This is a genomic window from Roseomonas gilardii subsp. gilardii, from assembly GCF_023078375.1.
GTDB lineage: Bacteria > Pseudomonadota > Alphaproteobacteria > Acetobacterales > Acetobacteraceae > Roseomonas > Roseomonas gilardii.
Map to the genome: position 1 here is coordinate 2,378,570 of NZ_CP095554.1, position 25,377 is coordinate 2,403,946.

25 protein-coding genes are annotated in these 25,377 nt (G+C 70.4%); 12 read left to right on the forward strand and 13 right to left on the reverse strand.

Annotation, left to right across the window (positions count from 1 at the left end; translation table 11 throughout):
• Window positions 1-208: 208 nt before the first annotated feature.
• The 3 genes from MVG78_RS10690 (at window position 209) to MVG78_RS10700 (ending at window position 1,792) form a co-directional block, all read left to right on the forward strand.
• Window positions 209-865: an MBL fold metallo-hydrolase gene (locus MVG78_RS10690; protein ID WP_282615009.1), complete on the forward strand. Its 657-nt coding sequence runs from the start codon at window positions 209-211 to the stop codon at window positions 863-865.
• Window positions 862-1,413, forward strand: coding sequence for an NUDIX domain-containing protein (locus MVG78_RS10695; RefSeq protein ID WP_247551349.1), 552 nt, complete (start codon window positions 862-864; stop codon window positions 1,411-1,413). The genes MVG78_RS10690 and MVG78_RS10695 overlap by 4 nt, the downstream gene beginning before the upstream one ends.
• Before the next feature lie 76 nt (window positions 1,414-1,489).
• Window positions 1,490-1,792 (forward strand): alkylphosphonate utilization protein, encoded by a 303-nt coding sequence (locus tag MVG78_RS10700; protein ID WP_247551351.1) that lies wholly within the window; start codon window positions 1,490-1,492, stop codon window positions 1,790-1,792.
• 13 nt (window positions 1,793-1,805) lie between these two features.
• On the opposite strand, the gene MVG78_RS10705 is transcribed toward MVG78_RS10700, so the two are convergent.
• Window positions 1,806-2,378 (reverse strand): L-2-amino-thiazoline-4-carboxylic acid hydrolase, encoded by a 573-nt coding sequence (locus tag MVG78_RS10705; protein WP_247551353.1) that lies wholly within the window; start codon window positions 2,376-2,378, stop codon window positions 1,806-1,808.
• A 126-nt stretch (window positions 2,379-2,504) separates the two neighbouring features.
• On the opposite strand from MVG78_RS10705, the gene MVG78_RS10710 reads away from it, so the two are divergent.
• Both MVG78_RS10710 and MVG78_RS10715 read left to right on the forward strand, forming a co-directional pair.
• Complete coding sequence (locus MVG78_RS10710; protein WP_247551355.1) at window positions 2,505-3,137, forward strand: peroxiredoxin; 633 nt, start codon at window positions 2,505-2,507, stop codon at window positions 3,135-3,137.
• Window positions 3,138-3,195: 58 nt separating this feature from the next.
• Window positions 3,196-4,158: a cysteine synthase A gene (locus tag MVG78_RS10715; RefSeq protein WP_247560405.1), complete on the forward strand. Its 963-nt coding sequence runs from the start codon at window positions 3,196-3,198 to the stop codon at window positions 4,156-4,158.
• A gap of 200 nt (window positions 4,159-4,358) precedes the next feature.
• On the opposite strand, the gene MVG78_RS10720 is transcribed toward MVG78_RS10715, so the two are convergent.
• Complete coding sequence (locus tag MVG78_RS10720) at window positions 4,359-5,261, reverse strand: bestrophin family protein (protein WP_247551357.1); 903 nt, start codon at window positions 5,259-5,261, stop codon at window positions 4,359-4,361.
• A gap of 209 nt (window positions 5,262-5,470) precedes the next feature.
• On the opposite strand from MVG78_RS10720, the gene MVG78_RS10725 reads away from it, so the two are divergent.
• Entirely contained in the window at window positions 5,471-6,505 is a 1,035-nt protein-coding gene (locus MVG78_RS10725) for a YncE family protein (RefSeq protein ID WP_247551359.1), read from the forward strand.
• Between the two features lie 18 nt (window positions 6,506-6,523).
• On the opposite strand, the gene MVG78_RS10730 is transcribed toward MVG78_RS10725, so the two are convergent.
• Window positions 6,524-6,682: a hypothetical protein gene (locus tag MVG78_RS10730; RefSeq protein ID WP_247551361.1), complete on the reverse strand. Its 159-nt coding sequence runs from the start codon at window positions 6,680-6,682 to the stop codon at window positions 6,524-6,526.
• Window positions 6,683-6,766: 84 nt separating this feature from the next.
• Window positions 6,767-8,917, reverse strand: coding sequence for a malate synthase G (locus MVG78_RS10735; RefSeq protein WP_247551363.1), 2,151 nt, complete (start codon window positions 8,915-8,917; stop codon window positions 6,767-6,769).
• A 234-nt stretch (window positions 8,918-9,151) separates the two neighbouring features.
• On the opposite strand from MVG78_RS10735, the gene MVG78_RS10740 reads away from it, so the two are divergent.
• Complete coding sequence (locus MVG78_RS10740; RefSeq protein ID WP_247551365.1) at window positions 9,152-10,765, forward strand: gamma-glutamyltransferase; 1,614 nt, start codon at window positions 9,152-9,154, stop codon at window positions 10,763-10,765.
• 46 nt (window positions 10,766-10,811) lie between these two features.
• Here MVG78_RS10740 and MVG78_RS10745 read toward each other — a convergent pair whose 3' ends face one another.
• On the reverse strand, window positions 10,812-11,717 hold the full coding sequence (locus tag MVG78_RS10745) for a polysaccharide deacetylase family protein (RefSeq protein ID WP_247551367.1): 906 nt from the start codon (window positions 11,715-11,717) through the stop codon (window positions 10,812-10,814).
• A gap of 150 nt (window positions 11,718-11,867) precedes the next feature.
• Between MVG78_RS10745 and rutA the strand changes: the two genes are divergently transcribed.
• Window positions 11,868-12,947 (forward strand): pyrimidine utilization protein A, encoded by a 1,080-nt coding sequence (gene rutA, locus MVG78_RS10750; protein ID WP_247551369.1) that lies wholly within the window; start codon window positions 11,868-11,870, stop codon window positions 12,945-12,947.
• Window positions 12,948-12,983: 36 nt separating this feature from the next.
• Here rutA and MVG78_RS10755 read toward each other — a convergent pair whose 3' ends face one another.
• A complete protein-coding gene (locus tag MVG78_RS10755; protein ID WP_247551371.1) occupies window positions 12,984-13,427 on the reverse strand; it encodes a bleomycin resistance protein in 444 nt (147 codons plus the stop codon).
• 116 nt (window positions 13,428-13,543) lie between these two features.
• Here MVG78_RS10755 and MVG78_RS10760 point away from each other — a divergent pair, with 116 nt between their 5' ends.
• Complete coding sequence (locus MVG78_RS10760) at window positions 13,544-14,977, forward strand: amidase (protein WP_247551373.1); 1,434 nt, start codon at window positions 13,544-13,546, stop codon at window positions 14,975-14,977.
• A gap of 38 nt (window positions 14,978-15,015) precedes the next feature.
• On the opposite strand, the gene MVG78_RS10765 is transcribed toward MVG78_RS10760, so the two are convergent.
• Window positions 15,016-16,674 (reverse strand): tannase/feruloyl esterase family alpha/beta hydrolase, encoded by a 1,659-nt coding sequence (locus MVG78_RS10765; RefSeq protein WP_247551375.1) that lies wholly within the window; start codon window positions 16,672-16,674, stop codon window positions 15,016-15,018.
• A gap of 163 nt (window positions 16,675-16,837) precedes the next feature.
• Here MVG78_RS10765 and MVG78_RS10770 point away from each other — a divergent pair, with 163 nt between their 5' ends.
• On the forward strand, window positions 16,838-18,031 hold the full coding sequence (locus MVG78_RS10770) for a M20 family metallopeptidase (RefSeq protein WP_247551376.1): 1,194 nt from the start codon (window positions 16,838-16,840) through the stop codon (window positions 18,029-18,031).
• Window positions 18,032-18,171: 140 nt separating this feature from the next.
• Window positions 18,172-18,462, forward strand: a complete 291-nt coding sequence (locus tag MVG78_RS10775) for a putative hemolysin (RefSeq protein WP_247551378.1) — start codon at window positions 18,172-18,174, stop codon at window positions 18,460-18,462.
• Between the two features lie 9 nt (window positions 18,463-18,471).
• Here MVG78_RS10775 and MVG78_RS10780 read toward each other — a convergent pair whose 3' ends face one another.
• The 5 genes from MVG78_RS10780 to MVG78_RS10800 all read right to left on the reverse strand — a co-directional run bounded on the left by MVG78_RS10780 (window position 18,472) and on the right by MVG78_RS10800 (window position 22,357).
• Window positions 18,472-18,681 carry a hypothetical protein gene (locus MVG78_RS10780; RefSeq protein ID WP_247551380.1) on the reverse strand — a complete coding sequence of 70 codons (210 nt, stop codon included), beginning with the start codon at window positions 18,679-18,681 and terminating at the stop codon, window positions 18,472-18,474.
• 267 nt (window positions 18,682-18,948) lie between these two features.
• Complete coding sequence (locus MVG78_RS10785; protein WP_247551382.1) at window positions 18,949-19,341, reverse strand: hypothetical protein; 393 nt, start codon at window positions 19,339-19,341, stop codon at window positions 18,949-18,951.
• 132 nt (window positions 19,342-19,473) lie between these two features.
• Window positions 19,474-20,439, reverse strand: a complete 966-nt coding sequence (locus tag MVG78_RS10790) for an N-carbamoyl-D-amino-acid hydrolase (protein WP_247551384.1) — start codon at window positions 20,437-20,439, stop codon at window positions 19,474-19,476.
• A gap of 41 nt (window positions 20,440-20,480) precedes the next feature.
• Window positions 20,481-20,975: a GNAT family N-acetyltransferase gene (locus MVG78_RS10795; protein ID WP_247551386.1), complete on the reverse strand. Its 495-nt coding sequence runs from the start codon at window positions 20,973-20,975 to the stop codon at window positions 20,481-20,483.
• The gene (locus MVG78_RS10800) at window positions 20,972-22,357 is read right to left on the reverse strand and encodes a dihydroorotase (protein WP_247551388.1); all 1,386 of its coding nucleotides are present in this window, start codon (window positions 22,355-22,357) and stop codon (window positions 20,972-20,974) included. The genes MVG78_RS10795 and MVG78_RS10800 overlap by 4 nt, the downstream gene beginning before the upstream one ends.
• 796 nt (window positions 22,358-23,153) lie before the next feature.
• Here MVG78_RS10800 and MVG78_RS10805 point away from each other — a divergent pair.
• Entirely contained in the window at window positions 23,154-24,035 is an 882-nt protein-coding gene (locus MVG78_RS10805) for a hypothetical protein (RefSeq protein ID WP_247551390.1), read from the forward strand.
• 82 nt (window positions 24,036-24,117) lie between these two features.
• Here the strand turns inward: MVG78_RS10805 and otnK are convergent, their stop codons facing one another.
• Window positions 24,118-25,374, reverse strand: a complete 1,257-nt coding sequence (otnK, locus tag MVG78_RS10810; RefSeq protein WP_247551392.1) for a 3-oxo-tetronate kinase — start codon at window positions 25,372-25,374, stop codon at window positions 24,118-24,120.
• Window positions 25,375-25,377 lie beyond the last annotated feature (3 nt).

Here is a 25,377-nt window from a genome sequence, read left to right on the forward strand (position 1 = left end):
GTCCGTGAGGGCGGCAAGCTAGGGCCCGGACGGAGCTCCTGCAATTGCAGGAGAGGCCGATGGCACCGCAACAGGCATCACCCTCGCGTGACGACGGCGAACCGGCCCTGCCACGGCCCTCTGCACGGGGCCGTGCACTGGCCTGCGGTGCCGGCACGTGCCAGTTCTGGCGGCCAGCACAGACACCAGCGAATGTGAGGGCCATGCCATGACATCTTCCGAGGCGCTGCGCGGCGCGATCCTGCCGGTCACGCCCTTCGGCCAGAACTGCCTGATCCTCTGGGACGAGGCGACGAAGCGCGGGGCGGTGGTCGATCCCGGGGAGGCCGGGCCGGTGCTCGCCGCGCTGGAGAAACTGGGCGTGACGGCGGAGAAGGTCCTGCTGACCCATGGGCACCTGGACCATGCGGCGGGGGCCGCGGAGGTCAGCGAGACGCTCGGCATCCCGGTCGAAGGACCGCACGAGGCGGACCGCTTCCTGCTGGACGGGCTGGCGCAGTCGGCGGCGCAGTACGGCTTTCCGGGGCGGCCGGTGGTGCCGGACCGCTGGCTGGCCGAGGGCGACACGGTGGAGGTCGCCGGGCGCCGCTTCGAGGTGCTGCATTGCCCCGGCCACACGCCGGGCCATGTGGTGTTCTTCGATCCGGCAGGGCGCTTCGCCGTGGTGGGGGACGTGATCTTCCGTGGCTCCGTGGGGCGGACGGACTTTCCCTATGGCGACGGGCCGGGGCTGATCCGGGCAATCCGGGAGAAGCTCTTCCCGCTCGGCGACGACGTCGCCTTCCACTGCGGACACGGCTCGGGCGGGACGCTGGGTGAGGAGCGGCGCAGCAACCCCTATGCCGGGGATGGAGCGGCCGCTTGAGCGGGGAGGAGCCCGATATCGTCTGTACGGGCAGCCGGCTGGTCTATGAGAACCGCTGGATGCGGCTGCGCGAGGACAGGGTGCAGCGGCGCGACGGCTCGCCCGGCCTGTTCGGCGTGGTGGAGAAGACCGATTTCGTGACCGTGGCGGCGGTGCAGGACGGCATGGTCCATCTGGTCGAGCAGTTCCGCTACCCGGTGGGCCGCCGGTGCTGGGAGTTCGTGCAAGGCATGTGGGAATACGCGCCCGGCACCGACCCGCTGGAGCTGGCGCGGGCCGAGCTGCGGGAGGAGACGGGGCTGCGCGCGGCGGAGATGCGCTATGCCGGGCGGCTCTTCCTCGCTTACGGCTTCTGCACCCAGGCGAACCACGTCTTCCTCGCCACCGGCCTCACGCCGGGCGAGGCGGCGCTGGAGGTGGAGGAACAGGACCTGGTGACACGGGCCATGCCCCTGGCGGAGCTGGAAGCGATGATCCGGGACGGCGTGATCGAGGACCAGTCCACCGTGGCAGCCTTCGGCCTGCTGCGGCTGAAGGGCCTGTTGTGAGGATGCCGGTTTCGCGCTTGCGGCGCCGGGGCGGCGGGAAGACACCTCTCGTGTCTGTGATCAGGATGGAATGGCGATGAGCGGCGAGGACGAGGACTACGTGTATGACGAGGCCACAGGCGAGTGGCGCCCGGCCAGCGAGATGAAGGCGGCGGCGCAGGCCCGGCCGGAGGTGCGCGACGCCTCCGGCAACCTCCTCGCCGACGGGGATTCCGTCACGCTGATCAAGGACCTGAAGGTGAAGGGGGCGAACCAGACCCTGAAGCAGGGCACCGTCATCCGCTCGATCCGCCTGACCGGCGATCCGGAGGAGATCGACTGCCGCCACGACACGATCAAGGGGCTGGTGCTGCGCACGGAGTTCGTGCGCAAGCGCTGAACCGCCTCACCGCTCAGGCCGCGCCCCGGGGCGAGAGGCGCAACTCGCAGCAGCCCCGGTCGCCCGGCTTCCAGGTCCGCGCCGCGAAGCCGATGCCGCTGGCCCCGAAGACACCGTGATCGGCACGGCCGGCGATGCGGCAGAGCAGGGCGATCTCCTCCGGCGTCCGCCCGTCCTCCTCCCAGGCGTCCTTCAGCGGGCAGCGCTCGACCTGCACGACGACCGTGCCATCCGCTTCCTCGCGCAGCCTGTGCGGGAAGAGCCGGCCCCAGTCCGGGCTGGCGCGGGTCAGGAAGGTTTCCGCCACGGAATGGGGCGTGGGGTCGCCGAGCCCGGCGAAGAGGGCGGCGCCCGCGGCCGCGCCCCGCCGCTCGATGGCCAGGGAGAGGAGGCGTTCGGCCTCCGCCTCCCCATGGGCTTCCCGCAGCGTGGAGAGCAGGTCCCAGTAGAGGCGGCCACGGGCCTTGAAGGCGGCGTCGAGCTCGGCGGCGAGGCGGGCCGCGCGCTCGTCCGGGGCGGGCTCCCGGGTGGGATGGGCGGGGGAGGGAATCTCGCGCGATTCGGGCATGCTGCGGAGAAGGCTCATGCCTGGCCCGCCCCTCTGTCCACACGGATTTTTCCCCGTCTCCACCCCGTGGAGGAGGATCTCCCCGCGGTTGCGAAAAGACCGGGCCCGTGGACAGAGTGTTTCCTTCCAGCAGGAGAGAGCCGCATGCTGCAACTCGGTCAGGTCGCGCCCGATTTCGAGGCGGAGACCACGCAGGGGCGTATCCGCTTCCACGACTGGCTCGGTGGTTCCTGGGGCGTGCTGTTCAGCCACCCCAAGGATTTCACGCCGGTCTGCACCACGGAGCTGGGCATGACGGCGCGGCTGAAGCCGGAATTCGAGAAGCGGGGCGTGAAGGTGATCGGGCTGAGCGTGGACACGCTCGACCGCCACGTCGGCTGGGATGCCGATATCGCCGAGACCCAGGGCGTGGCGGTGAACTTCCCGATGATCTCGGACCCGGACCGGGCCGTCGCCAGCCTCTACGGCATGATCCATCCGGAGGCCGACCCCTCCGTGACCGTGCGGACGGTCTTCGTGGTCGATCCTCAGAAGAAGATCCGGCTGATGCTGGTCTATCCGCCGAGCGCGGGGCGGAACTTCGACGAAGTCCTCCGGGTGATCGACAGCCTGCAGACCACCGACCGGCACAAGGTGGCCACGCCGGTGAACTGGCAGCCGGGCGATCGCGCCATCGTGCTCGCCTCGCTCAGCGACGAACAGGCGAAGCAGCAGTTCCCCCAGGGTTTCACGACGGAGAAGCCCTATCTCCGCTGGGTCGAACTGCCGAAGGAGTGATGTCTTGAACCTGCCCGGTCCCGTCGATGGCTTCTGGGGTGCGGTCGGCCGCACCCCGATGATCCGGTTGAAGCGTGCCTCGGAACTGACGGGCTGCGACATCTTCGCCAAGGCGGAATTCATGAACCCCGGCGGCAGCGTGAAGGACCGCGCGGCCCTGGGCATCCTGGGCGATGCGGTGGACCGGGGGCTGCTCACCCCCTACCGCCCGGGCACGGTGGTGGAGGGAACGGCCGGGAACACCGGCATCGGCCTGGCGCTGGCGGCGAATGCGCGCGGCTGGCGCTCGGTGATCGTGGTGCCGGAAACGCAGAGCCGGGAGAAGATCGACTTCCTGTGCATGATCGGCGCCGATGTCCGGCTGGTGAAGGCGGTGCCCTATGCCGATCCGGGCAATTACGTGCATGTCTCGCGCCGGCTGGCGGAGGAGCTGGCGGCCGAGGGGCCGACCATCTGGGCGAACCAGTTCGACAACCTCGCCAACATGCATGCGCATGAGCGCACCACCGGGGCGGAGATCTGGGACGATCTTGGCGGCCGCATCCATGCCTTCACCTGCTCCTGCGGCACGGGCGGCACGCTGGCCGGCGTGGCCCGGGCGCTGAAGTCCCGGAACCCGGAGGTACGGATCGTGCTGGCCGACCCGATGGGCAGCGCGCTCTATTCCTGGGTGAAGACCGGGCGGTTGAAGGCCGAAGGGAGTTCGATCACCGAGGGGATCGGGCAGGCGGCCCGGGTGCCGGGCAACCTGGAGGGCGCGCCGATCGACGATGCCGTGCAGGTGCATGACGGGGCCATGCTGGCCGAGGTCTATGCCCTGCTGGCCGGGGAAGGGCTGAGCGTCGGCGGCAGCGCCGGTCTGAACGTGGCCGCCGCGATCCAGGTGGCGCGCGACCTGGGGCCGGGGCACACGGTGGCGACCATCCTCTGCGACGGCGGGGCGCGCTACCAGTCCAAGTTGTTCAATCCGGAATTCCTGGCCTCCAGGGGCCTGCCGGCGCCACCCTGGCTGCGGAGCTAGGGCACGAAAGGCTGCCGGAAAAAGAAAGGCGGCTCCGAGGAGCCGCCAAGTTTAGGGAGGAAACGTCCAAGAAATGCAGCCTCACATCTCTGCGATGCTGCACAGCGATAATATGGACTGTCCGGTCGATGCATGCAAGCCCAAAATCACCGTCCGGCTTGCCGAATATGCATTCCCGCGTTGCGGGAACCGGGCCTTTCTCACCACAGAACATCGCCCACGGGCTGCAAAGGTTTCGGCACGTCCAGCTCGCCGATCGATTGCAGCAGGTCGATCTCGATGGTCCGGCAGATGGCGGTGAGGGGCACGTCGTTGGGCGTGTTCTCGAAAGGATCCTGGATGTCGTCGCCGATCTGCTCCATCACCAGCAGCATGAAACCCACCACCGTGGAAGCGAGCGGGGTGTAGAGGCCCAGGCTCTCCACCAGCCCGAGCGGCAGCAGCACGCAGAAGAGGTGGACGAAGAAGCGCGGATAGAAAGTGTATTGCCGGGGCAGGGGCGTGTTCTTGATGCGCTCCATGCCGCCCTGGGCATTGGCCATGTCCACCATCGTCGCCTCGATGCGGGACTGCCGGATATTGTCCAGCCAGCCGCGTTCCAGCGCATCGCCGACCAGACGGGCGGAGCCCGTGAGGATGGCGTTGGGCACGTTGTTGAAGCGGTGGAGATGGGCCACCTCCTCCGGCTCCAGATGCCGGGCGAGTTCGTCCCAGCATTCGTGCTTGCGGAGCTGGCAGCGCAGGGCATGGGCATAGGCGATCTGCCGCTGCACCAGCCGGCGCTTCAGCGGCACTGCCTCCGGCGTGTCGGGGATGAAGGCCAGGATCTGCCGCCCATAGGAGCGCGAAGCATTGACCATGGCGCCCCAGAGGGTCCGGGCCTCCCACCAGCGGGCATAGGCGCTGTTGTTGCGGAAGCCCAGAAAGAGCACCAGGGCGGAGCCGAGCAGGGGCAGCGGAAGCACCGGCAGATAGACGCTGAAATCGTGGTGGAGCGTGACATAGGAGACCACGATCAGGACGTCCCAGACCAGGAAGATGACCAGGGGCCAGCCCAGCCGGGCCATCATGCGGTGGAGCTGAACGTCCTTCGGAACGATCATGCGGCTCGGTTCTTCTCCGTTGTCCGGCAGCAGGGCTTTGAGGCTTCCCGGCGCCCCTGCTGCTGTTGCAACGCAGCATGATCGAGCGGGTTGAACCCAGGAATAGGAGCGTTACCGCGGCAACCCCTTCTCCGGGCGCGCGTCATGGACGCAGCACCTGCCATTCGCGCGTGTCGAGAGGCCCCTATGAGAGGCTGGAGAGACATCACATGATCGAGAGACGCGGCGTGCTCGCCAGCATGGTCTCGGCCGCGGGCCTGCCCATGGCAATGACCGGGCAGGCGCGGGCGCAGAGCGGGAACAACGGGGGCAACGGGCCCGCCTCGATGCTGCTGGTGATGGAGAAGAATGCCGGCAAGCTCGCCTTCTTCGATGCGTCGGACGGCACGCGGACCGGCGAGGTCGGGCTGCCGGCCTATCCGCATGAATTCACCGTCGATGCGAAAGGCCGCTTCGCCTATGTCGGCCATTACGGCCTGCCGAGCTCCGACAGGCCGGGCGAGGGCGGGCATTCCGTGCTCGTGGTGGATCTGGGGGAGCGCCGCGTGGCCAGGACCATCGACTGCGCGCCCTTCAACCGGCTCCACGGGATCGCGATGGACGGGCAGGGGCGTCTCGGCGTGCTGAGCGAAGGGCGCGATACGCTGCTGATCCTGGAGGACCCCACCCGGGCGGTGCGCCCCGACCAGCAGGTCGCCACGGGTGGGCGGAAGACGCATCTCTTCTCCTTCAGCCGGAATGGCGAGCGCGCCTATGTCACCGGCCTGGAATCCGGCACGGCCAGCCTGCTGCGCCCCCATGACCGGGGCGCGAAGCCGGTGGTCGTGAAGACGGGGCAGATGCCGGAAGGCAACTGCCTGAGCCCGGACGGGCGGGTCCTCTATGTCGGCAACCGGCGGAGCCGGACGGTGAGCGCACTGGATGCCGAGAGCATGAAGCTCAAGAACCAGAGGGATGTCGGCGGCGACCCGCTGCGTCTCTACGCGCTGCCGGACGGGCGGCTCCTGCTCGCGGATCTGGAGCGCGAGAGCATCAGCCTGCTGCGGCCGGACCTGCGCGAGATCTGGCGCCTGCCGCTGGGCGCCAGGCCGAGCGCGGCCTCCCTGCGTCCGGGCAAGGCGGTGGCCTTCGTCTCGCTGGCCTCGGACGAGGTGGTGGCGGTGGACCTGGAGGCGAAGCGTATCGAGCAGCGCATCAGGACCGGCCCGGGCGCGGATGTGAGCCGGTTGCTGCTGCAGGGCTGAGCCGGGCGGCCCGCGCCCTCAGCGCCGGATGATCAGCGCGATCGCCACGACGATGCAGGCAAAGGCCAGGATGCCGAACATCGCCTGGACGACGGAGTAGTTCTCCGCCCCGGCCGCCACGAAGAGGGAAGCCAGGCTGCCGCCCAGATAGAGGATCAGCCGGACGATCAGTCCCATGGCGCGGCATTCCTTTCCGTGAGGCGCGGGCCAGGTTCCGGCGTCGCCGGGCCACGGGGCCCGGCGGTGCGCGGCGCAGCCATCTCAGCCTGCCTTCGCCTCGCGGCGGCGGCGGGTCAGAATGAACACGGTATAGCCGTTGGGCTGGGTCGTGCCCTCGAAGACGAGGTCGCAGGCGGCCTTGAAGGCGGGGCCGTCGAAACCCGGCGCCATCGGGCTGTAGTTCGGGTCGCCCGCATTCTGCTTGTCCACCACCCCCGCCATGCGGCGCAGGGTCTCCATCACCTGCTCCTTCGTGGTGACGCCGTGGCGCAGCCAGTTGGCGATGTGCTGGGCGGAGATGCGCAGCGTGGCGCGGTCCTCCATCAGAGCGACATCGTGGATGTCCGGTACCTTGGAGCAGCCGACGCCCTGGTCCACCCAGCGCACGACATAGCCGAGGATGCCCTGGGCATTGTTGTCCAGCTCCGCCTGCACGTCGGCGGGCGCCCAGTTGGTGTCCTTGGCCAGCGGCACGGTGAGGATGTCCGACAGCTTCGCCCTTGGCCCGCCGGCGGCGATCTCCTTCTGCCGCTCCATCACGTTCACCTGGTGGTAGTGCAGGGCGTGCAGCGTGGCGGCGGTGGGGGAGGGCACCCAGGCGGTGTTGGCACCGGCCTTCGGATGGCCGATCTTCTGCGCCAGCATGTCGGCCATGGCATCGGGCGCGGCCCACATGCCCTTGCCGATCTGCGCCCGGCCGGCGAGGCCGCAGGCGAGGCCGGTATCGACGTTCCAGTCCTCATAGGCCTTGATCCAGGGCTGGGCCTTCATGTCCGCCTTGCGGACGACGGCGCCGGCTTCCATGGAGGTGTGGATCTCGTCGCCGGTGCGGTCGAGGAAGCCGGTGTTGATGAAGACCACCCGCTCCTTCGCCGCGGCGATGCAGGACTTCAGGTTGGCGGTGGTCCGCCGCTCCTCGTCCATGATGCCCATCTTGAGCGTGTTGCGCGCCATGCCGAGGATGTCCTCGACCCGGCCGAACAGCTCCACGGCGAGGGCCACTTCCTCCGGCCCGTGCAGCTTGGGCTTCACGATATAGACGGAGCCGGCGCGGCTGTTCATGCGGCGGCCATTGGCCCCGATATCGTGCAGGGCGATGGCGCCGGTGATCAGCGCGTCGAGCATGGTCTCGGGCACCGGCTGGCCGTCCAGCGTCACCACATCGGTCAGCATGTGGTGGCCGACATTGCGCACCAGCATCAGCGAACGCCCCGGCAGCGTCACCTTGCCCCCGTCCGGCGCCGTCCAGCTCCGGTCCGGGTTCAGCCTGCGGGTGACGGTCTTCCCGCCCTTCTCGAAGCTCTCGGCGAGGTCGCCCTTCATCAGGCCGAGCCAGTTCCGGTACACCACCACCTTGTCGGCGGCATCGACGGCGGCCACGGAATCCTCGCAGTCCTGGATGGTGCTGACGGCGGATTCCAGGACCAGGTCGGAAATGCCGGCGGCATCGTCCTTGCCGATCGGGCTCGCGCGGTCGAACACGATCTCCAGATGCAGCCCGTTCTTCCGCAGCAGCACGGCGGCGGGCGAGCCCGCCTCGCCGGAATAGCCGGCGAACTGGGCGGGATCGCGCAGCGCCGTGACGGCGCCGCCCTTCAGCGTGACGGCGAGGGCACCGTCCTTCACCACATAGCCCGTGGCGTCGGCATGCGAGCCCTGGGCGAGCGGCGCGGCCTCGTCCAGCGCGGCGCGGGCGCGGGCGATCACCTGGGCACCCCGGGCGGGGTCGTAGCCCTTGGCCTTCGGGCCTTCCTGCGGGATGGCGTCGGTGCCGTAGAGGGCATCGTAGAGGCTGCCCCAGCGCGCATTGGCGGCGTTGAGCGCATAGCGGGCGTTGTTCACCGGCACGACGAGCTGCGGCCCGGCGATGGTCGCGATCTCCGCATCCACATTCGCCGTGGAGACCCGCACCTCGCCCGGCGGGTCGAGGAGATAGCCGATCCCGCGCAGGAAGCTCTCATAGGCCGCGGCATCGATCGGCTTCGCGGGATGCTCGCGGTGCCAGGCATCGATCTTCGCCTGGATCTCGTCGCGCTTCGCCAGCAGGGCGGCGTTGCGGGGGGCAAGGTCGCGCAGCAGGGATTCCATCCCGGCAAAGAAGGCATCCGGCGCGACGCCGGTGCCGGGCAGGGCTTCCTTGACCAGGAAGGCTTCCAGTTCGGGGGCCACCCGCAGGGCGCTGCTCGCCGCCATGACCTGTTCCTCCGGAGATATGGTCCTGTCCAGGAGATAACCGCCTTCGCGGTGCCGGGCAAAGGGGGCGCCACAGCCCCCCACAGGGCCGGCCACGGAAGCGGCCCAGGCTTGCGGCCCAGGCTTGCGGCCCAGGCTTGCGGTCCAGGCTGTCGGGCGAAGGGAAAACCGGAACGGCAGGGGTTGCGGCATGGGGCGAGCGGACGGAGGCTGCCGCGCCGAAGGAGTGATGCCATGTCCCAGAACCCCTCGCCGGGCCTCGCCGACTACCAGCCCAGGCCGCACCGCACCCAGAACTGGGCCGTGACCAAGCCCTCTGCGCGCGGCAGGCGCGGCATGGTGGTGTCGCAGAGCAAGGCGGCGGCCGAGGCGGGCGTGGCGGTGCTGGAGGCCGGTGGCAACGCGGCGGATGCGGCGGTGACGGCGGCCTTCGCCCTCGCCGTGGTGGAGCCCTGGAACAGCGGCCTGGGCGGCATCGGCTTCGGCCTGGTGCACCGCGCCGGGGCGGAGAAGGCCGAGGTGGTGGATTTCGGCCCGGTGGCGCCGAAGGGGGTGGACCCCGCCGCCTACAGGCTCACCGGGAAGGTCAAGAAGGACTTCTTCACCTGGCCGGAAGTCGAGGGCGACCGCAACATCCACGGGCCGCTCTCGGCGCTGATCCCTTCCTCGGTGGCGGGCTACGACCTGCTGCGCGAGCGTTTCGGCACGGGGATGCCGTTGTCGGAACTGCTCGGCCCGGCGGTGGCCCTGTCCCGGCGCGGCTTGCCGCAGGACTGGTTCACCCTGCTCAAGATCTCGTCCTCGGCGAAGATCATCCGCCTCTATCCGGAAAGCGCGCGGATCTACCTGCCGGACGGGCTGCCGCCGGCGCCGCCCTACCAGGGCAATCCGGGCTTCTTCCGCCAGGGCAACCTCGCCGAGACGCTGGAGCGGCTGCGGCGCCATGGGCTGCGCGACTTCTACGAGGGGGTGGCCGCCGACCTCGTGGCGGATCTCCGGGAGGTAGGCAGCTTCGTGTCCGCCGAGGATCTGGCCGCCTGCCGCGCCACGGCGAGGCCGGCGATGGTGCTGGACTGGCGCGGGCGCTTCCGCGTGCAGTCGGCGGGCGGACTGACCGCGGCGCCGACCCTGGCGGCGGTGATGCGGCAGATGGCGGAGACCCAGCCGGGCGGCGAACCGGATGCGGCCTGGTATGTGGCGCTGTCGCAGGCGATGCGCGGCGCCTATGCGGAGCGGCTGACCAGCCTGGGCGCCGCCAATCCGCCGCCGGAGCCGGCGGAGACCTGCACCACGCATCTGACCGCCACGGATGCCGAGGGGAACATGGTGTCGCTGACCACCACGCTGCTCTCCTCCATGGGCAGCCGCATGGTGCTGCCGAAGACCGGCGTGCTGATGAACAACGGCATGATGTGGTTCGACCCGACGCCGGGCTCGGCCAATGCGATCCGCCCGGATGCGCGGCCGCTGTGCAACATGCTGCCGCTGACGGTGTCCGAGGTGGGCAAGGCCGGGCCGGTGATCGCCGTTGGCGCCTCGGGCGGGCGGCGCATCCTGGCCAGCGTGTACCAGATGCTGGCCTATTCGCTCGACTTCGGCATGGGGCCGGAGGCGGCGGCGGCCACGCCGCGCATCGACGTTTCCAGCCCCGACGCGACCAGTGCCGATCCGCGCCTGCCGGCCGCCGTGCTGGAGGCGCTGGCGGCGCAGGGCGGGCTGGAACTGGTGGAGCATTCCACCCTGCCGGTGAACTATGCCTGCCCGAACATCATCCGCTGGGAGGATGGCGAGGCGGTGGGAATCAGCGATGTGATGTCGCCGAGCTCCGGCGCCGTGGCGGTGGGGTGAGCCTCCTCCGGGGGAGGGATGTCCTCCCCCGGATGGCATCGCGGCCTCAGGCCGGGCTGGCGGCGTTCTCCTTGCAGTAGCGCGCCACCTGCTCATGCGTCAGGAAGCAGACGCTCTCGAAACCCTTGATGTATTCCACCAGCCGGTCAAGCAGCGCGATGCGCGAACGATGGCCGATGATGTGCGGATGCATGGTGAGCAGGAAGAGCCCGCCCTCGGCATAGGCGCCATCGAACTCCGCCCTGAAGATCTCCTCCACCGCGGAAGGCGGCGTATAGGGGCGCAGGCCGCTGAAGCGCTGGAAGTTCAGATAGGGCGCGTCGTCCTTGATCCATTCCGGCGGCAGCTCGACGATGCCGGTGGGCACGCCGTCGGCGACGATCTCATAGGGATCGTCGTCGGCCATCAGGCTGCTGTCGTAGAGCAGGCCCATCTCCCGGATGATATCCATCGTGTCGACGGAGAAATCCCAGGAGGCGGTGCGGATGCCGACCGGGCGGCGTCCGGCGGTCTTCTCCAGCACATCGGCCGCGCGCATGGTCAGGTCGCGCTCCACACCGGGTGGCAGGGTGGTGTTGGCCTCGTGGATCCAGGAATGGATGCCGATCTCGTGGCCCTCATCGGCCAGGGCGCGCACCTCCTCCGGATAGATCAGCGCCGAGACCGCCGGATAGAAGAAGGAGGCCGGGATGCCGTAGCGCTTCAGCAGCGCGCGGATGCGGGGGATGCCGCGCCGGCTGCCGTACTGGCCCTGGCTGATGCGCATCGGGCTCTCGTCGGCGTCGCGCAGCGGCGTGGTGTCATGGTCCGCATCGAAGGACAGGGCGACGCAGCAGCGCGCCCCGCCGGGCCACGAGGCAGGCGCCAGGGAACGGCCGGCGCGGGCGCGGTTGACCATCCTGCGCCAGCTCGGCTCCGGCCATTCCCAGGGTTTCAGCGTCTGCTCGCTCATGGCCACACCTTTCGGGGTCGGAAGGCAGGCACGAGAGAACCGGGCGCGGCCCGCGTCAACACCCCCGGCGGCTGGAGGCGCGCCTGGCACGCCGATTGCTGCGCCGGGCGGTATCGCAATCGCGCGCAGCGCCGCCGAGGGGGCCGTTCCATGGATGTCGGTGTCTTCATCCCGATCAACAACAATGGCTGGATCATCTCGGAGACCTCGCCGCAATACAGGCCGAGCTTCGATCTCAACCGGCGCGTCGTGCAGAAGGCAGAGGGCTACGGCCTCGAATTCGCGCTGTCGATGATCAAGCTGCACGGCTTCGGCGGGAGGACGGAATACTGGGACTATGGGCTGGAGAGCTTCACCCTCATGGCCGGCCTGGCCTCGGTGACGAGCCGCATCCGCCTCTTCGCCTCGACCGCCGTGCTGACCCTGCCGCCGGCCATGGTGGCGCGCATGGCGGTCACCATCGACAGCATCTCGGGCGGGCGCTTCGGGGTGAACATCGTGTCCGGCTGGCACAAGACCGAGTACAGCCAGATGGGCCTCTGGCCGGGCGATGTGCATTTCGGCCGGCGCTACGACTACAGCACCGAATATGTGCGGATCATGAAGGAGCTGTGGGAGACCGGCGGGTCCGACTTCAAGGGCCGGTTCTTCCAGATGGACCACTGCATGCTGAAGCCGTTGCCGCAGGCGCCGATCCGGCTTGTCTCGGCCGGGCAGAGCGAGCGCGGCATGGAATTCGCCGCGCAGTACTGCGACTACAACTTCATCCTGGGGGAGGGCGTGAACGAGCCGAAGAAGTGCGCCCCGCTGCCCGCCCGCATGCTGGCCGCCGGGAAGAAGGCGGGCCGGGATGTCGGCTCCTATGTCCTCTACATGCTGATCGCCGAGGAGACCGAGGAGGACGCCTGGGCGAAGTGGGAGCTCTACCTCAAGGGCGCGGACCAGGAGGCGCTGGCCTATCTGCTCGGCCGGGCCTCCGACGACAAGGACGCGGCCGGGACCTCCATGGCGGCGGCGGTGCTGCGCTCCACCACGCCGGTCAACTGGAACATGGGCACGCTGGTCGGCAGCTATGAGCAGGTGGCGCGTATGCTGGACGATGCGGCGACGATGCCGGGCGTGAAGGGGCTGATGCTGACCTTCGACGACTTCCTGGAGGGCATGGACAAGTTCGGCCAGAAGATCCAGCCGCTGATGCGCAGCCGGGCGAAGGTGCTGGAAAAGGCGTGAAGCCCCCCAACGGGGCGGCGCCGGACGGCAGCCTGGTCACGTCCGCCAGGGCCGCCGCCCGAGCCCGGTGAAGAAGCGCAGCAGGTAGCCATCCCGATCGGCCAGGACGAACTGCCGGTTGCCGGCCTCGGTGTCGTCCTGGCGGTACCAGCGTTCCTCCATTGGGATGAGGATGGCGAGGCCATGGGCCAGCGCCCTCTCATGCAGCGCCTCCACATCGGGGACCTCGATCTGGAGATTGATGCCGCGCCCATAAGGATGTTCCAGCGGCGCGGTTCGGAAGCGCCGGCCGGGGCCAGCGGCTTCCTGCAGCATCAGATGCACTTGCCGGTCCGCCTCGCCGCGCACGAGATAGGCGAAGCGCTCTTCAGGGCGCGTGATGTGGCAGCGGAAGCCGAGGGGGCCGCAATAGTCGGCAAGGGCGCGGCTGAGGTCGGCGACATCGAGTTCGGGCACCACGGGGGGAGGGTGGAAGGACATACGGGCAGCCTGACATGGCGCGGCCTGACATGGCAGGGGCATGACAGCCCGCGCGCCGCAGCCATACCGGGCGCGGCCTATCCCGGCGGCGGACATGGGCGCAGGATGCGGGTGCGATGGTGACAGCGATGACGACCAAGACCGATCCGGCGCTGATGAGCGCCGAGGAACTTCTCGCGCTCTATGCGCGCCGGGCGCTCAGCCCGGTCGAGACCCTGAAGGCGGTGACCGAACGGGTCGCGCGCTACAATCCCTGGGTGAATGCCTTCGCGGCGCTGAATCCGCGCGCCCTGGTGCAGGCGGGGGAGAGCGAGGCCCGCTGGGCCGCCGGGCGGCCGCTGGGGCCGCTGGACGGCGTGCCGGTGACGGTGAAGGACCTGCTGAACGTGGCGGGCTTCCCCACCCGGCGCGGCAGCAAGATCACCGATGCCGCCCCGGCGCCGGAGGATGCGCCCTCGGTCATGGGGCTGAAGGCGGCGGGCGCCGTCATCCTGGGCAAGACCACCACCACGGAATTCGGCTGGAAGACGCCGGGCGACTGCCCGCTGCACGGCATCACCCGCAATCCCTGGGACCCGCGGCGGACGCCGGGCGGTTCCTCCTCCGGTGCCGGGGCGGCGGGGGCGGCCTGTTTCGGGCCGCTGCATGTCGGCACGGATGCGGGCGGATCGATCCGCATCCCGGCGGCCTATTGCGGGCTGGTGGGGATGAAGCCGACCTATGGCCGGGTGCCGCAATGGCCGCACAGCGCCTTCGGCAGCGTGTCCTGCGCCGGGCCGATGACGCGCAGCGTGCGCGACGCGGCGCTGATGCTGAGCGCCATGGCGCGGGCGGATGTGCGCGACCCCTTCTGCCTGCCGGACGAGCCACGCGACTGGCGCCAGGGCATCGAGGGCGGGGTGCGCGGGATGCGGGTGGCGGTGATGCGCCGCCCGGGCTTCGACGCGCCCCTGGATGCGGATGGCGAGGCCATGCTGCAACAGGCCGCCGACTGGCTGCGGCAGGAAGGCGCGCTGGTGGAGGAAGCCGATCCGGCCTTCCCCGACACGCGCGAGACCTTCGGCCGCGTCTGGGGCGTGGCGCTGGCGCGGATGGTGGCGCTGACGCCGGAGGGCAAGCGCGGGATGCTGGATTCCGGGCTGGAGGAGGTGGCGCGCCGCGAGGGCGGGATGAGCGCCATCGACTTCCTCGGCGCCGAGGTGGCGCGCACCCAGGCGGCGCATGCGGCGGGACAGTTCCATCTGCGCTACGACCTGATCCTGGCGCCCTGCACGCCGACGGCGGCCTTCGCGGCGGACCAGCCCACCCTGCACCCCACCCAGGCGCTGTGGCGCGACTGGGCGCCCTGGACCTTCGCCTTCAACCTGACGCGGCAGCCCGCGATCAGCGTGCCGGTGGGCCTGGATGGGGAGGGCATGCCGCGCGCCGTGCAGGTGGCGGCGGCCCAGGGGCGGGACGACCTGTGCTTCCGCGCCGCGCGGGCGATCGAGCGGGCGGCGGGCTTCCCGCTGGCCGATCCGGACCTGGCGGCGAAGGCGCCGCGCGGCTGAGGACGGGCCGGGGGGGCGATCCCCCCCCCGGCCTCGCCTCATTTCGGCATCGCGCAGGCGAAGCTCGACGCCTCGTCGGGATTGCCCTTGCCGTCATAGGCGGCGACCTGCGGATAGGGGCAGAGCGGCCGGGTGCGCGTGACGCGGTCGCCGGCGCGCTGCGCGGCGGGGATGCTGTCGGGTGCCTTGCCGGCCTCGACCCATTCCACCAGCGAGGTCATGGCGTCGAAACTGTCCGTGCCGAAGCCGCCTCGGCAGTGGAACATGCCGGGCACCATGAAGAGGCGGAAGAAATCGGGCGTGGAGGCGCCGTTCTTCGCGCTGGCCTTCTCGTAGTACTCCACGCTCATCAGCGGCGTCAGCGCTGTGTCGGCCCAGCCATGATACATGATCAGCTTGCCTCCGCGCCGGCGGAAGCCGGAGAGGTCCGGGTCGGTGGCGTTGATCAGGCCACGGACGGCCTCCATGCGCGGCGGGTCGGCGGCGAAGTCGAAGCCGGCCGGGTCGAAGTCGGGGCGCGGCTTTCCGAAGGCCATGTTCTGCATGAAGGTCATGGCGTATTCGAACTGGCGCGAGGACTGGCCCGGCAGGGGGATGATCCAGCGCGTCCAGCCGCCCGCGGAATCCGAACCCCCGGGCAGGCTGGGGCCGCTGGCCTCGGAACCCACCGGGAAGCCATGGAAATAGGGCTTGCCGTCCGGCAGGCGGATGCCGGTATTGATGGCGGAAATGGCGCGGGCCTGCGGTGCGGTCAGGCAGTCGTCGCCATCCTGCCCCGCCGCGCATTGCTTCACGTCGCGCGCCGGATCGAAGTCGCAGCGGCGCGGATCGGAGAGCAATCCGTCCTTCAGCCCGTCGGCGGCGTCGCAGCGTGCCATCACCGCCTGCGACACGGTGCTCATCTTGGCCGGGGTGAGGCCGCTGCCGCGCAGCGCGCGGTCGTTCCAGATATAGTTCACCATGGTATCGACGAAGTTCGAGACCGGCGCGCCGGCCAGGATGCCGTCGAAATCGCCGGGGAAGCGCTGCGCCGAGATCAGCCCCTGGCGGCCGCCGGTGGAACAGGCGTCCCAGTAGGAATAGGCGGGCGGGCGGCCGTAATAGGCGGCGGTGGCGCGCTTGGATTCCTCGACGGTGCGGTGCACGGCGCGGAAGGCGTAATCGACCATCTTCGCGGCGCTGCCGGCGAAACTGCCCAGCGGCTCGCGCTCCGCGTCATGGCCCGTGTTGTTGCTGGCCACCACGAAGCCCCGGCGCAGCGCGGCCTCGCGCGTGTCGCGCCGCGCGGGGGCGTCGAGATCCTCGCCGGCATAGCCGCCATTGCCGAACATGTAGAAGCGGCGGTTCCAGTGCTCCGGCAGGTTCACCTCGAACTGGATCTCGGGCGCGATGACGCCGCGCAGGCGGCAATAGGCGGGGATGTCGCCCGCGGCCGGGAAGCTGGTGGCGGAGGCGATGGTGACCTCGCCGCCGGAAAGCCCGGCGCGCAGGGCGTCGCAGCTCTGCTGCGGCTGCTGCGGCGCCAGGGTATAGGGCACGCCGGATTGCGCGGCGCGGGAGAAGGTGCCGGTGCCCGCGCTTTCCGAGATGCCCCGCGCCGCGCCCGATGGCTGCGGCGCGGGCTGGGCCGCGAGCGGCGCAGCGCCCAGCAGCGTGGCGGCGACGGCCAGGCGCAGGCCGGCTCTGCCATGGGTCATGTCTTTTCCTCCCCGATCGGGATGGCGGATTCGTGCCGCCGTGGCTGGAAGGCTAGCCCACGCGTGCCGGAAGCGTGAACCGCAGGCCGGGACGGCGCGGCATCTCCCGGGCATGCCGTGCTTCTGCTACGACCACGGACCACCGCAGGTGAGGAGAGCAGGCATGGCCGCAGACGCTACCGAGACCCGGATTCTGGATTGGCTGCAGCAGCACGAGTCCGAGATGGTCGCGCTGCTGGAGGCCATGGTGAACACGGATGGCGGCTCCTACGACAAGGCGGGCGTGGATGCGGTGGGCGCCATCGTCAGCCGCTTCCTGGCGGAGCACGGCATCCCTGTGGAAACCGTGCCGGGCGAGCGTTTCGGCGACTGCCTGCGCGCCACGGTCGAGGCGGGCGAGGGCGCGGGCGCGGCCAGCGGCAACCGGCAGCGCAACATCGTGCTGATGGGGCACCGCGACACGGTCTTCCCGAAGGGCGAGCCGCAGCGCCGGCCCTTCCGCATCGAGGATGGGCGTGCCTATGGCCCCGGCGTGGCCGACATGAAGGCCGGGCTGGTGATGAACATGTTCGTGCTGGCGGCCTTCAAGGCGGTCGGCGGCGCGCCGGGCCCGCTGGTCGGGCTGTTCACGGGCGACGAGGAGATCGGCTCGCCGGAAGGGCGCCCGGTGATCGAGGCGGAGGCACGCAACGCCCGCGTCGTCTTCAACAGCGAGCCGGGGCGGCCCACCGGCAATGTGGTGACGGGCCGCAAGGGCGGCGTCTTCATGGTGATGGATATCGAGGGCCGGGCCGCGCATTCCGGCGGCAATTTCGAGCGCGGCATCAGCGCCATCGGCGAACTGGCGCAGAAGATCGTGGCGATCCACGCGCTGACCGACCTGAAGCAGGGCATCACGCTGAATGTCGGGCTGGTGAGCGGCGGGCAGAGCGTGAACACCGTGGCGCCGCATGCCCAGGGGCAGATCGACCTGCGCTATGTCGATCCGGCGGACCGCGAGGAGATCATGGGGAAGATCCACGAGATCATCGCGACCTCCTACGTGCCCGGCACCAGGGCGAGCCTGACCATCAAGGGCGAGTTCCTGCCGCTGGTGCAGGACGCGGCGGCGAAGCGGCTCTTCGACGCCTATCGCGGCGCGGCGGCCGAGACCGGGCTCAAGGTGGAAGGGGAATTCGCCGGCGGCTGCGCCGACAGCGGCTTCACCGCCGCCGTGGGCGCGCCGACCCTCTGCTCGGTCGGGCCGGTGGGCGGGCTGGCGCACAGCCCGGAGGAGTACCTGGAGATCGGCAGCATCGTGCCCCGCGCCCAGGCGCTGGCGCGGGCCATCCTGGGGCTGGAGAAGGCCGGGCTCTGAAGCCGGTCGCATCCGGGTGGCGGCTTCCGGATGCGCGACGGCGCCGAGGAACGGCAGGCCGGGCGAAAGCGCCTGCCCCGCCCCGGCGCAGCCAATGGGCGGGGGCGGCGTTGTGCCCATGGAAGCAGGGGAGGGCCGCGATGCGATACCGGGATGAGGCGGCCCTGGCCGGGCTGGCGATGGGCCTGCTCGCCGCCTGCGGAACGGCGGATGATGTGCCGGGACAGGCGCGGGCCACCGCCGGTGCCAGGACCGGCCCCGCCACCGGCATGCCCAACCCCGCCTCGGTCCATTGCCGCGACCAGGGCGGCAGCCTGGAACTCCGGCAACAGGCCGGCGGTGGCGTCATCGGGATGTGCCGTTTCCCGGATGGCCGGGTCTGCGAGGAGTGGGCCTTTTTCCGCAGCGGGGCCTGTCTGCCTCCAAGCTGAGACGGACGCTCAGCGTGAGGCCGGACCGCGTTCCGACAGGCGCGGCGTGGCGCTTTCCAGGAGGCGCGCCTTCTCCGCCTGCCAGGCCATGCGGCGCAGCCGGCGCCCTTCCTCCTCGCGCTCGGCGGAATCGCTGCCGGGCAGGGCGCGCGAACGCGGCCGGGGAGAACTGTCCTCGGCGAAAAGATTGCCGAAGCTGCGGTCGAACAGGCTGTCCATGGTGGAGGCTGCCGCCGGGGCGGCAAGAGCCGTCAGGAATGGCAGAAGCAGAAGAACGGATGCCCGGTGCCCCTGAGGCGCCGGCACTTGAGAGGCCGGCACTGCCGCTGGCTGCTGTGGTTCTGTCCGAAACATGGCCTTCCTGGGATTCCGGGCCGGTTGCCCACGGCCCACGCCGAGGCCCGCGCCGCTGTAGCACCGGTCAGGCGGGCGGGCGATGGGGGTGTCCGGTCGCGCGGCGTGGATCATGGCTGGATGGCCTGGATGTCAACGCAGGCGCTGTTGCAGCAGCGGCGTTGCCTCCGGTTCCCCGGCCTGCGGGCCGGTGCCGGGGGGCCGCTGGAGATGCGCGCCGCCACGGATATTGTCGCCCGGTGCGCCGAGCTGGTTGAGGTCCGGCGCGCGCTCGGCCTCCACGGCATCGGCCCGGGTGGTGGCGCCGGCCCGGTTCTGCGGGGAGCCCGTCGAGGGCTGCCGGTTGATGATGTTGTTCTCCTGCTCGCGCCGGAATTCCTGGTTCAACTGCTGCTGGGCCCGGCCGGAGGCGCTCGGGGCCGTGCCCTGTGGACCGCTCTGGGTTCCGGTCTGGGCGCTGGCCGAGCCGATCATGGCCGGCCCGGCCAGGCTGGCGGCAAGAAGTGCCATGGCGATGCGTGTCATGGGTTGAGGCCCCATCCCTGTTCCCGTTTCGGAAGCAACGCGGGAGGACGGGCATCGTTCCCGCCCTCCCCAACACGGCAGAGGGGGGCACGGAAGGAGAGCCCCCTTCCGCGCACCGTCAGGGCCGGCGCCTCAGCGCGAAGGCGTCCAGGAAGGCGGCGCGACCGAGCCCACCTGCTCCACGATGCGGCCATAGGCCTCCGGGCGGCGATGGGCGGCGAAGTTGAAGATGGTGGTGCGGCCGAGCTGGCACATGTCCAGGTCGCAATCCGCCACGATCAGCTCGTCGTCCCAGGAAGTCGCCTGGGCCATGATTTCGCCCTGCGGGTTGCAGATGATGGAATGGCCGAACAACTCGTGCCCATCCTCCACGCCGCCCTTGGCCACGCCGACGCCGAAGCAGGCATTCTGGTAGCAGCCGGACTGGATCGACAGATGGCTGTGCAGCACGCGCAGGTGGTGCGCCTCGAAGCCGCGCCGGTCCTGGTTGATGCTGGGGGTGTTGTATCCGAGCATGACCAGCTCGACCTGCTGCAACCCGAGCACGCGCCAGGCCTCGGGCCAGCGGCGGTCGTTGCAGATCAGCATGCCAAGATTCACTTCCTGGCCGCCGACCGGGGCGCGGACCACGGGGAAGCCGAGATCGCCGACCTCGAAATAGCGCTTCTCCAGATGCTGCACCTGCCGGACCGGGTCGTAGTCCTTATGCCCGGGCAGATGGATCTTGCGGTACTTCAGGACAATCTCGCCCGAGGGATGGACGAAGACGGCGGTGTTGAAGCGGCGCCCGTCGGGCGTCTTCTCGGCATAGCCCAGGTGGAAGGCGATGCCGTATTTGCGGGCGGCCTGGAAGAGCGGCGCGGTCTCGTTGGAGGGCAGCGCCGTCTCGTACCAGTGGTCGGCGTTGGCGATGTCCTCCTCGTACCAGCGCGGGAAGAAGGTGGTCAGCGCCAGCTCGGGGAAGACGACCACCTGGGCGCCGCGCTGATGGGCGCGCTCCATGAGCCGGACCATGCGGCCGACCGCGACGTCGCGGCCCTCCGCCTTCTGGATGGGGCCAAGCTGGGCGCCGGCCACGGTGATGAGTCGCTGGGTCATGGGGGCAGGGAGGTACACCCGGTTCCTCCCCGCGCCAATGCTCAGGATGTGGGCGAGATGGCCTCCAGAGTGATCTTCATGCCGCAATGCGTGGCAAAAAATCCGATCTGCTCATAGAATCGGCGGGCCTGCTCGCGGCTGGCATGGGTGGTGAGCTGCACCATGACGCAGCCCGCTTGCCGCGCCCTGTCGATGGCATGGTTCATGAGCGCCGTGCCCAGGCCCTGCCCACGATGGGTGGAGGCGATGCGGACGCTTTCCACCTGCGCCCGCATCCCGCCCTGGTGCGACAGATGCGGCAGCAGCATGAACTGCAGGCAGCCGACCAGCCGGCCCTGCGCATCCTCCGCCACGATCACCGACCAGCCGGGCAGGGCGGCGATGGCGGCAAAGGCCTGCCCATAGGAAGCCGGCAGGGCACCATCCGGCGAGGCGGCCTCGCGTGCGGCGCCGAAGCCGTCATCGGCCATCAGCCGCACGATGGCGGGAAGGTCCGCGGCGGTGGCGTCGCGGAAGCGCGGCGCGGCGGCGCTCATGCCGCACCGAGATAGGTGTCGCGGTGCTGGCGCGGCACGAAGCCGCCGGTGCCGGGCTTCGCCAGAACCTCCCGGCCATTCCAGATGCAGGCGCCGCGCAGATAGGTGGCGGCGACGCGCGCCTTCACCGGGCGCCCGTCATAGGGCGACCAGCGGGCATCCTCGCGGTCCCGGATCTCCGCCGCGTCGAAGGTGAAGTCGCCACGCTCCATCACGCAGAGATCGGCATCCGCGCCGATGCGGATGGCGCCCTTCTTCGGGAAGAGGCCGTGGAAGCGGGCCGGCCGCTCGGCGCAGTAGAGCGCCATGAGCTGCGGGGACAGGCCACGCTCGGCCAGCAGCGTGTACATGACGGGCGCGAAGGATTGCATCCCGGTGAGGCCGGCGCCGACGGCGAAGATGTCGCCCCGGTAGACCTTCTTCTCGCGCGGCCAGGGCGCATGGTCGGTGGAGACATAGGCGATGCGCCCGGCCAGCAGCTCCTCCCACATGCGCTCCACCTCCTCCGCCGTGCGGAAGGGCGGGTTGCACTTGCCGAAGCCTTCCAGGCGGACCAGATCCTCCTCGGTCATGCAGAGATACTGTAGGCAGGCCTCGCCGCTGGCCTTGCCCCCCGCGCGGCGGAAATCCTCTGCCATGCGGAAGCCGCGGGCGATGGAGGAATGCGCCATGTGGACATGCGCGCCCGTCTCCAGCCCGATCTCGAAGATCTCGCCATCCGCCATGCTCTCGGCCAACGGCGGGCGGGTGCGGCAATGCATGATCGGATCGGTGCGCCCCTCCGCCTTCGCCTGGGCGGTCAGGTATTCGACCAGCTCCTGGTCCTCGTTGTGGACGGAAACCATCAGGCCGGTCTTCGCGATCTCGCGGAAGGCCTCGGTCATGGTGATGTGGTCGATCCGCGGGAAGCGGTTCTCGTCGTACTCGTAGGTCGAAAGCTTGAAGGAGCAGGCGCCCGCCTCGGCCAGGGCGGGGATCGCCTCCACCCCACCGCGCTTGCGGATGGTGCCGTAGAGGGCGACGTCCACATGCGCCAGCCGTTCCACCCACTCCACCTTCTCGCGGAAGATCGCCGCATCCGTCACCGCGCGCGGCACGTCATAGGGCATGTCCACGCAGGTGGTGACGCCGCCCGCAGCGGCCGACATGGTCGCGCCCTCGATGCCGGGAAAGCCGACAGCGCTGCCGGTGTGCATATGCCCGTCCACCAGGCCCGGCAGCACGAGATGGCCGCGATGGTCGGCCACGCTGCGGGCGGCAGGCGGCTCGCCCTCGCCGATTCCCGCGATGCGGCCGGCGCTGACGGCCACCCAGCCATCGGCGAGGATCTGGTCGGAAAGCACCAGCTCTCCCCGGATCAGGGAGTCGTAGGTCTGGCTCATTGGGGCTGCCTCACGGTTGATCGCGTCATCGTGTCTGCGGATGGACGCGACGCTAGACCCGTTGCGTCGGGAGCGCGAGGGCGGAGCGCGACAGGACGGGCCGGGCGGATGGCGGTGCCGCAGCGGTGCGGCGACAGGGCGAACCGGGCGAGCGCCGCGCGGTACCGGAGAAACGCCGAGATCCCTTTCGTGCAAAAGCCGGAAGCAAAGATGCGCATGACGGCTGGGGCATGGCGGAGGCCGGAACGGGTGATCGCCGGGATGCCGGACCGGCAGCCTGACGCGGGCGTCGTGCCCCTCGCGGCGGTGGCGCGACGCGCGGCGGCATGGCGACGATCATGTCCGTGCCGTGCATCCGGCGACATGCAGCGGAGCGCGTGGAACAGAGGTGGCGCGCGTTTTCGTTGACAAGCATCGGGTGCATCCCGATAGCGTGCGTCACGCGCCATGATTGCGCGATTCGCTGGAAGCGACGCACGGCTGGGTGTCGGATGCGGCTTCGGCGAAGAGCTTCAGCAGGTGGTGTCGCGGAACGAGGAACGGTTCGGAACCAAGAGCCGGAATGGAAGCCGGTCAGGCATCCCGCAGCCGGATGGTTGCCCCCGGTGGGCAGGTTCGGGATGCGTTGTCCGGATGCGACCCCGGTTTGCGGGACGATCCGCCGGACAGGCCCAGTGACGTTCGGGCTGGCGCTTCAAGACATTCCTTTCGCGCGGGTTGCAGCCGAGGACGGCATGACGCGTTGCCGTTCCGGGCAGACAGACAACATCTTTCAGAATCGAGCAGGAGACCAGTCATGAGTGAAGAAACCGGCGACAAGGCCCCGCGGGCCCAGGCCATGGCGGTGAGCACCACCCGCCGCAGCACCAGCGCGCGCCGTGGCACCACCACCGCCCGCAAGGCTCCGGCGGCGGCGAAGAAGCCCGCCGCGAAGAAGGCCGCGACGACCCGCACGGCGGCGGCGAAGAAGCCGGCTGCGAAGAAGGCGACGGCGACCCGCGCCGCCACCACGCGCACCGCCGCGAAGAAGCCCGCCGCGAAGAAGGCGACGGCGACGACCCGCCGCGCGGCCACCACGCGCACCGCCACGGCGAAGAAGCCCGCCGCGCGGAAGACCGCCACCGCCGCCCGCGCCACCACGGCGCGCAAGCCGGCCGCGCGGAAGACCGCCACGGCAACGACCCGCCGCGCCGCCACCACGCGCACCGCCGCGAAGAAGCCCGCCGCGAAGAAGGCGACGACGACGACCCGCCGCGCCGCCGCCACGCGCACCGCCACGGCGAAGAAGCCCGCCGCGCGGAAGACGACCACCGCCGCCCGCAAGGCGCCCGCCCGCACCACCGCCAAGGCTGCTGCGCCGAAGCGCGCCACCACCGCCCGCAAGGCGACGACGCGCAGCGCCGCCGCCAAGCCCGCCACGCGCCGCGTCGCCACGGCCCGCAAGCCGGCGACCCGTACGGCGGCGGCGAAGCCCGCCACGGCGCGCAGCACGTCCCGCAAGCCCGCGGCCGCCAAGCCCGCCAGCACGTCCAGCAGCGCGCGCTCCGAAGCCGCGAAGAAGGCCGCCGCGACGCGCGCGCGCCGCAAGGCCGAGGCCGCTGCGGTGATGCCGGCGCCGGAGCCGGTGATGGACCTGCCGCCCGTCGTCGCCAATGATGGCGAGCCGCAGGAGGATTGAGCCGGATCGCCTGACGGGCACTCCGCCTGTCAGGCCCCAGCAGCAAGGGGGTGCCGCAGCGATGTGGCACCCCTTTTTTGCGTCAGCCGATCTCCTCGAAGGCGCGCAGGAACATGTCGCGCCCGCCGAAATTGCCGGATTTCAGCGCGAGGTGCAGGCCGGGAGGATCGGCGAAGGTCCAGGGGACACCGGGCGCGATCTCGCCGCCGATGCGCAGGCTGCGCAGGCCCAGGCGCTGCGCCACGGCCCCCGAGGTTTCCCCGCCCGCCACGACCAGCCGGCCGACGCCACGCTCCACCAGCCCCGCCGCGATGGCGGCCAGTGCTTCCTCCACCATCGCGCCCGCTGCCTCGCGCCCCAGGCGCCGTTGCAGCAGCGCCACGCGGTCGGGCATGGCGGAGGCGGCGATCACCACGGGGCGGTCCTCCCGCAGCTTGCCATCCACCCATCCGAGCGCGGCGGAGACCATCGCCGGGCCGTCCTGCGCCAACGGATCGAGCTCCAGCACCGGCACATGGTCGCGCGCGAAGCCGATCTGCCCCAGCGTGGCGCGGGAGCAGGAGCCCGCGAGCACGGCGCCATATCCCCGCATGGGCGGCAGCGCATCGGCATCGTCGCGAGGCGGCAACAGCCCGGCGCGGCGGAAATTCTCCGGCAGGCCCATGGCGATGCCGGAGCCGCCGATGAGCAGCGGATGCGCCGCCGCAGCCTCGCCGATCGCGACCAGATGCGCGTCGGTCAGGGCATCGAGGATGGCATAGCGGCGGCCGGATTCCGCGAGGCGCGTCATGGCCTGGCGGATCGCTCCCGCGCCCTGTTCCACCGTGGCGAAGCCCACCAGCCCGACACCGCCATCCGTCTGGCGCGACAGCACGCGCACCAGGTCGGGGTCGCGCATCGGGGTGAGGGGATGGTCCTGCATCCCGCTCTCGCTCAGTAGCCGGCTGCCGACGAAGAGATGGCCCTGGTACACGGTGCGGCCATTCGCCGGAAAGGCCGGGCAGGCGAGGGCGAAACCCGCCTGGAGACGGCGCAGCAGCGTATCCGCCACCGGGCCGATATTGCCCGCATCGGTGCTGTCGAAGGTGGAGCAGACCTTGAACAGGATCTGGCGCGCGCCCGCCGCCAGCAGGGCCTCCAGCGCCGCCTGGGATTGCGCCATCGCCTCCGGCGCCGGGACGGTGCGGGATTTCAGTGCCACCACCACGGCATCGGCCTCGGGGAGCGGCGCATCCGGCACGCCGATCACCTGGATGGTGCGCATGCCATGGCGCACCAGCATGGAGGCGAGGTCGGTCGCCCCGGTGAAGTCATCCGCGATGCAGCCCAGAAGAGGCACGGT

Coding starts and splice junctions, on each gene's coding strand:
- MVG78_RS10690 (WP_282615009.1), top strand. CDS start 209: ATGACATCTTCCGAGGCGCTGCGCGGCGCGATCCTGCCGGTCACGCCC.
- MVG78_RS10700 (WP_247551351.1), top strand. CDS start 1,490: ATGAGCGGCGAGGACGAGGACTACGTGTATGACGAGGCCACAGGCGAG.
- MVG78_RS10705 (WP_247551353.1), bottom strand. CDS start 2,378: ATGAGCCTTCTCCGCAGCATGCCCGAATCGCGCGAGATTCCCTCCCCC.
- MVG78_RS10710 (WP_247551355.1), top strand. CDS start 2,505: ATGCTGCAACTCGGTCAGGTCGCGCCCGATTTCGAGGCGGAGACCACG.
- MVG78_RS10715 (WP_247560405.1), top strand. CDS start 3,196: ATGATCCGGTTGAAGCGTGCCTCGGAACTGACGGGCTGCGACATCTTC.
- MVG78_RS10720 (WP_247551357.1), bottom strand. CDS start 5,261: ATGATCGTTCCGAAGGACGTTCAGCTCCACCGCATGATGGCCCGGCTG.
- MVG78_RS10725 (WP_247551359.1), top strand. CDS start 5,471: ATGATCGAGAGACGCGGCGTGCTCGCCAGCATGGTCTCGGCCGCGGGC.
- MVG78_RS10730 (WP_247551361.1), bottom strand. CDS start 6,682: ATGGGACTGATCGTCCGGCTGATCCTCTATCTGGGCGGCAGCCTGGCT.
- MVG78_RS10735 (WP_247551363.1), bottom strand. CDS start 8,917: ATGGCGGCGAGCAGCGCCCTGCGGGTGGCCCCCGAACTGGAAGCCTTC.
- MVG78_RS10740 (WP_247551365.1), top strand. CDS start 9,152: ATGTCCCAGAACCCCTCGCCGGGCCTCGCCGACTACCAGCCCAGGCCG.
- MVG78_RS10745 (WP_247551367.1), bottom strand. CDS start 11,717: ATGAGCGAGCAGACGCTGAAACCCTGGGAATGGCCGGAGCCGAGCTGG.
- rutA (WP_247551369.1), top strand. CDS start 11,868: ATGGATGTCGGTGTCTTCATCCCGATCAACAACAATGGCTGGATCATC.
- MVG78_RS10755 (WP_247551371.1), bottom strand. CDS start 13,427: ATGTCCTTCCACCCTCCCCCCGTGGTGCCCGAACTCGATGTCGCCGAC.
- MVG78_RS10760 (WP_247551373.1), top strand. CDS start 13,544: ATGGTGACAGCGATGACGACCAAGACCGATCCGGCGCTGATGAGCGCC.
- MVG78_RS10765 (WP_247551375.1), bottom strand. CDS start 16,674: ATGACCCATGGCAGAGCCGGCCTGCGCCTGGCCGTCGCCGCCACGCTG.
- MVG78_RS10770 (WP_247551376.1), top strand. CDS start 16,838: ATGGCCGCAGACGCTACCGAGACCCGGATTCTGGATTGGCTGCAGCAG.
- MVG78_RS10775 (WP_247551378.1), top strand. CDS start 18,172: ATGCGATACCGGGATGAGGCGGCCCTGGCCGGGCTGGCGATGGGCCTG.
- MVG78_RS10780 (WP_247551380.1), bottom strand. CDS start 18,681: ATGGACAGCCTGTTCGACCGCAGCTTCGGCAATCTTTTCGCCGAGGAC.
- MVG78_RS10785 (WP_247551382.1), bottom strand. CDS start 19,341: ATGACACGCATCGCCATGGCACTTCTTGCCGCCAGCCTGGCCGGGCCG.
- MVG78_RS10790 (WP_247551384.1), bottom strand. CDS start 20,439: ATGACCCAGCGACTCATCACCGTGGCCGGCGCCCAGCTTGGCCCCATC.
- MVG78_RS10795 (WP_247551386.1), bottom strand. CDS start 20,975: ATGAGCGCCGCCGCGCCGCGCTTCCGCGACGCCACCGCCGCGGACCTT.
- MVG78_RS10800 (WP_247551388.1), bottom strand. CDS start 22,357: ATGAGCCAGACCTACGACTCCCTGATCCGGGGAGAGCTGGTGCTTTCC.
- MVG78_RS10805 (WP_247551390.1), top strand. CDS start 23,154: ATGAGTGAAGAAACCGGCGACAAGGCCCCGCGGGCCCAGGCCATGGCG.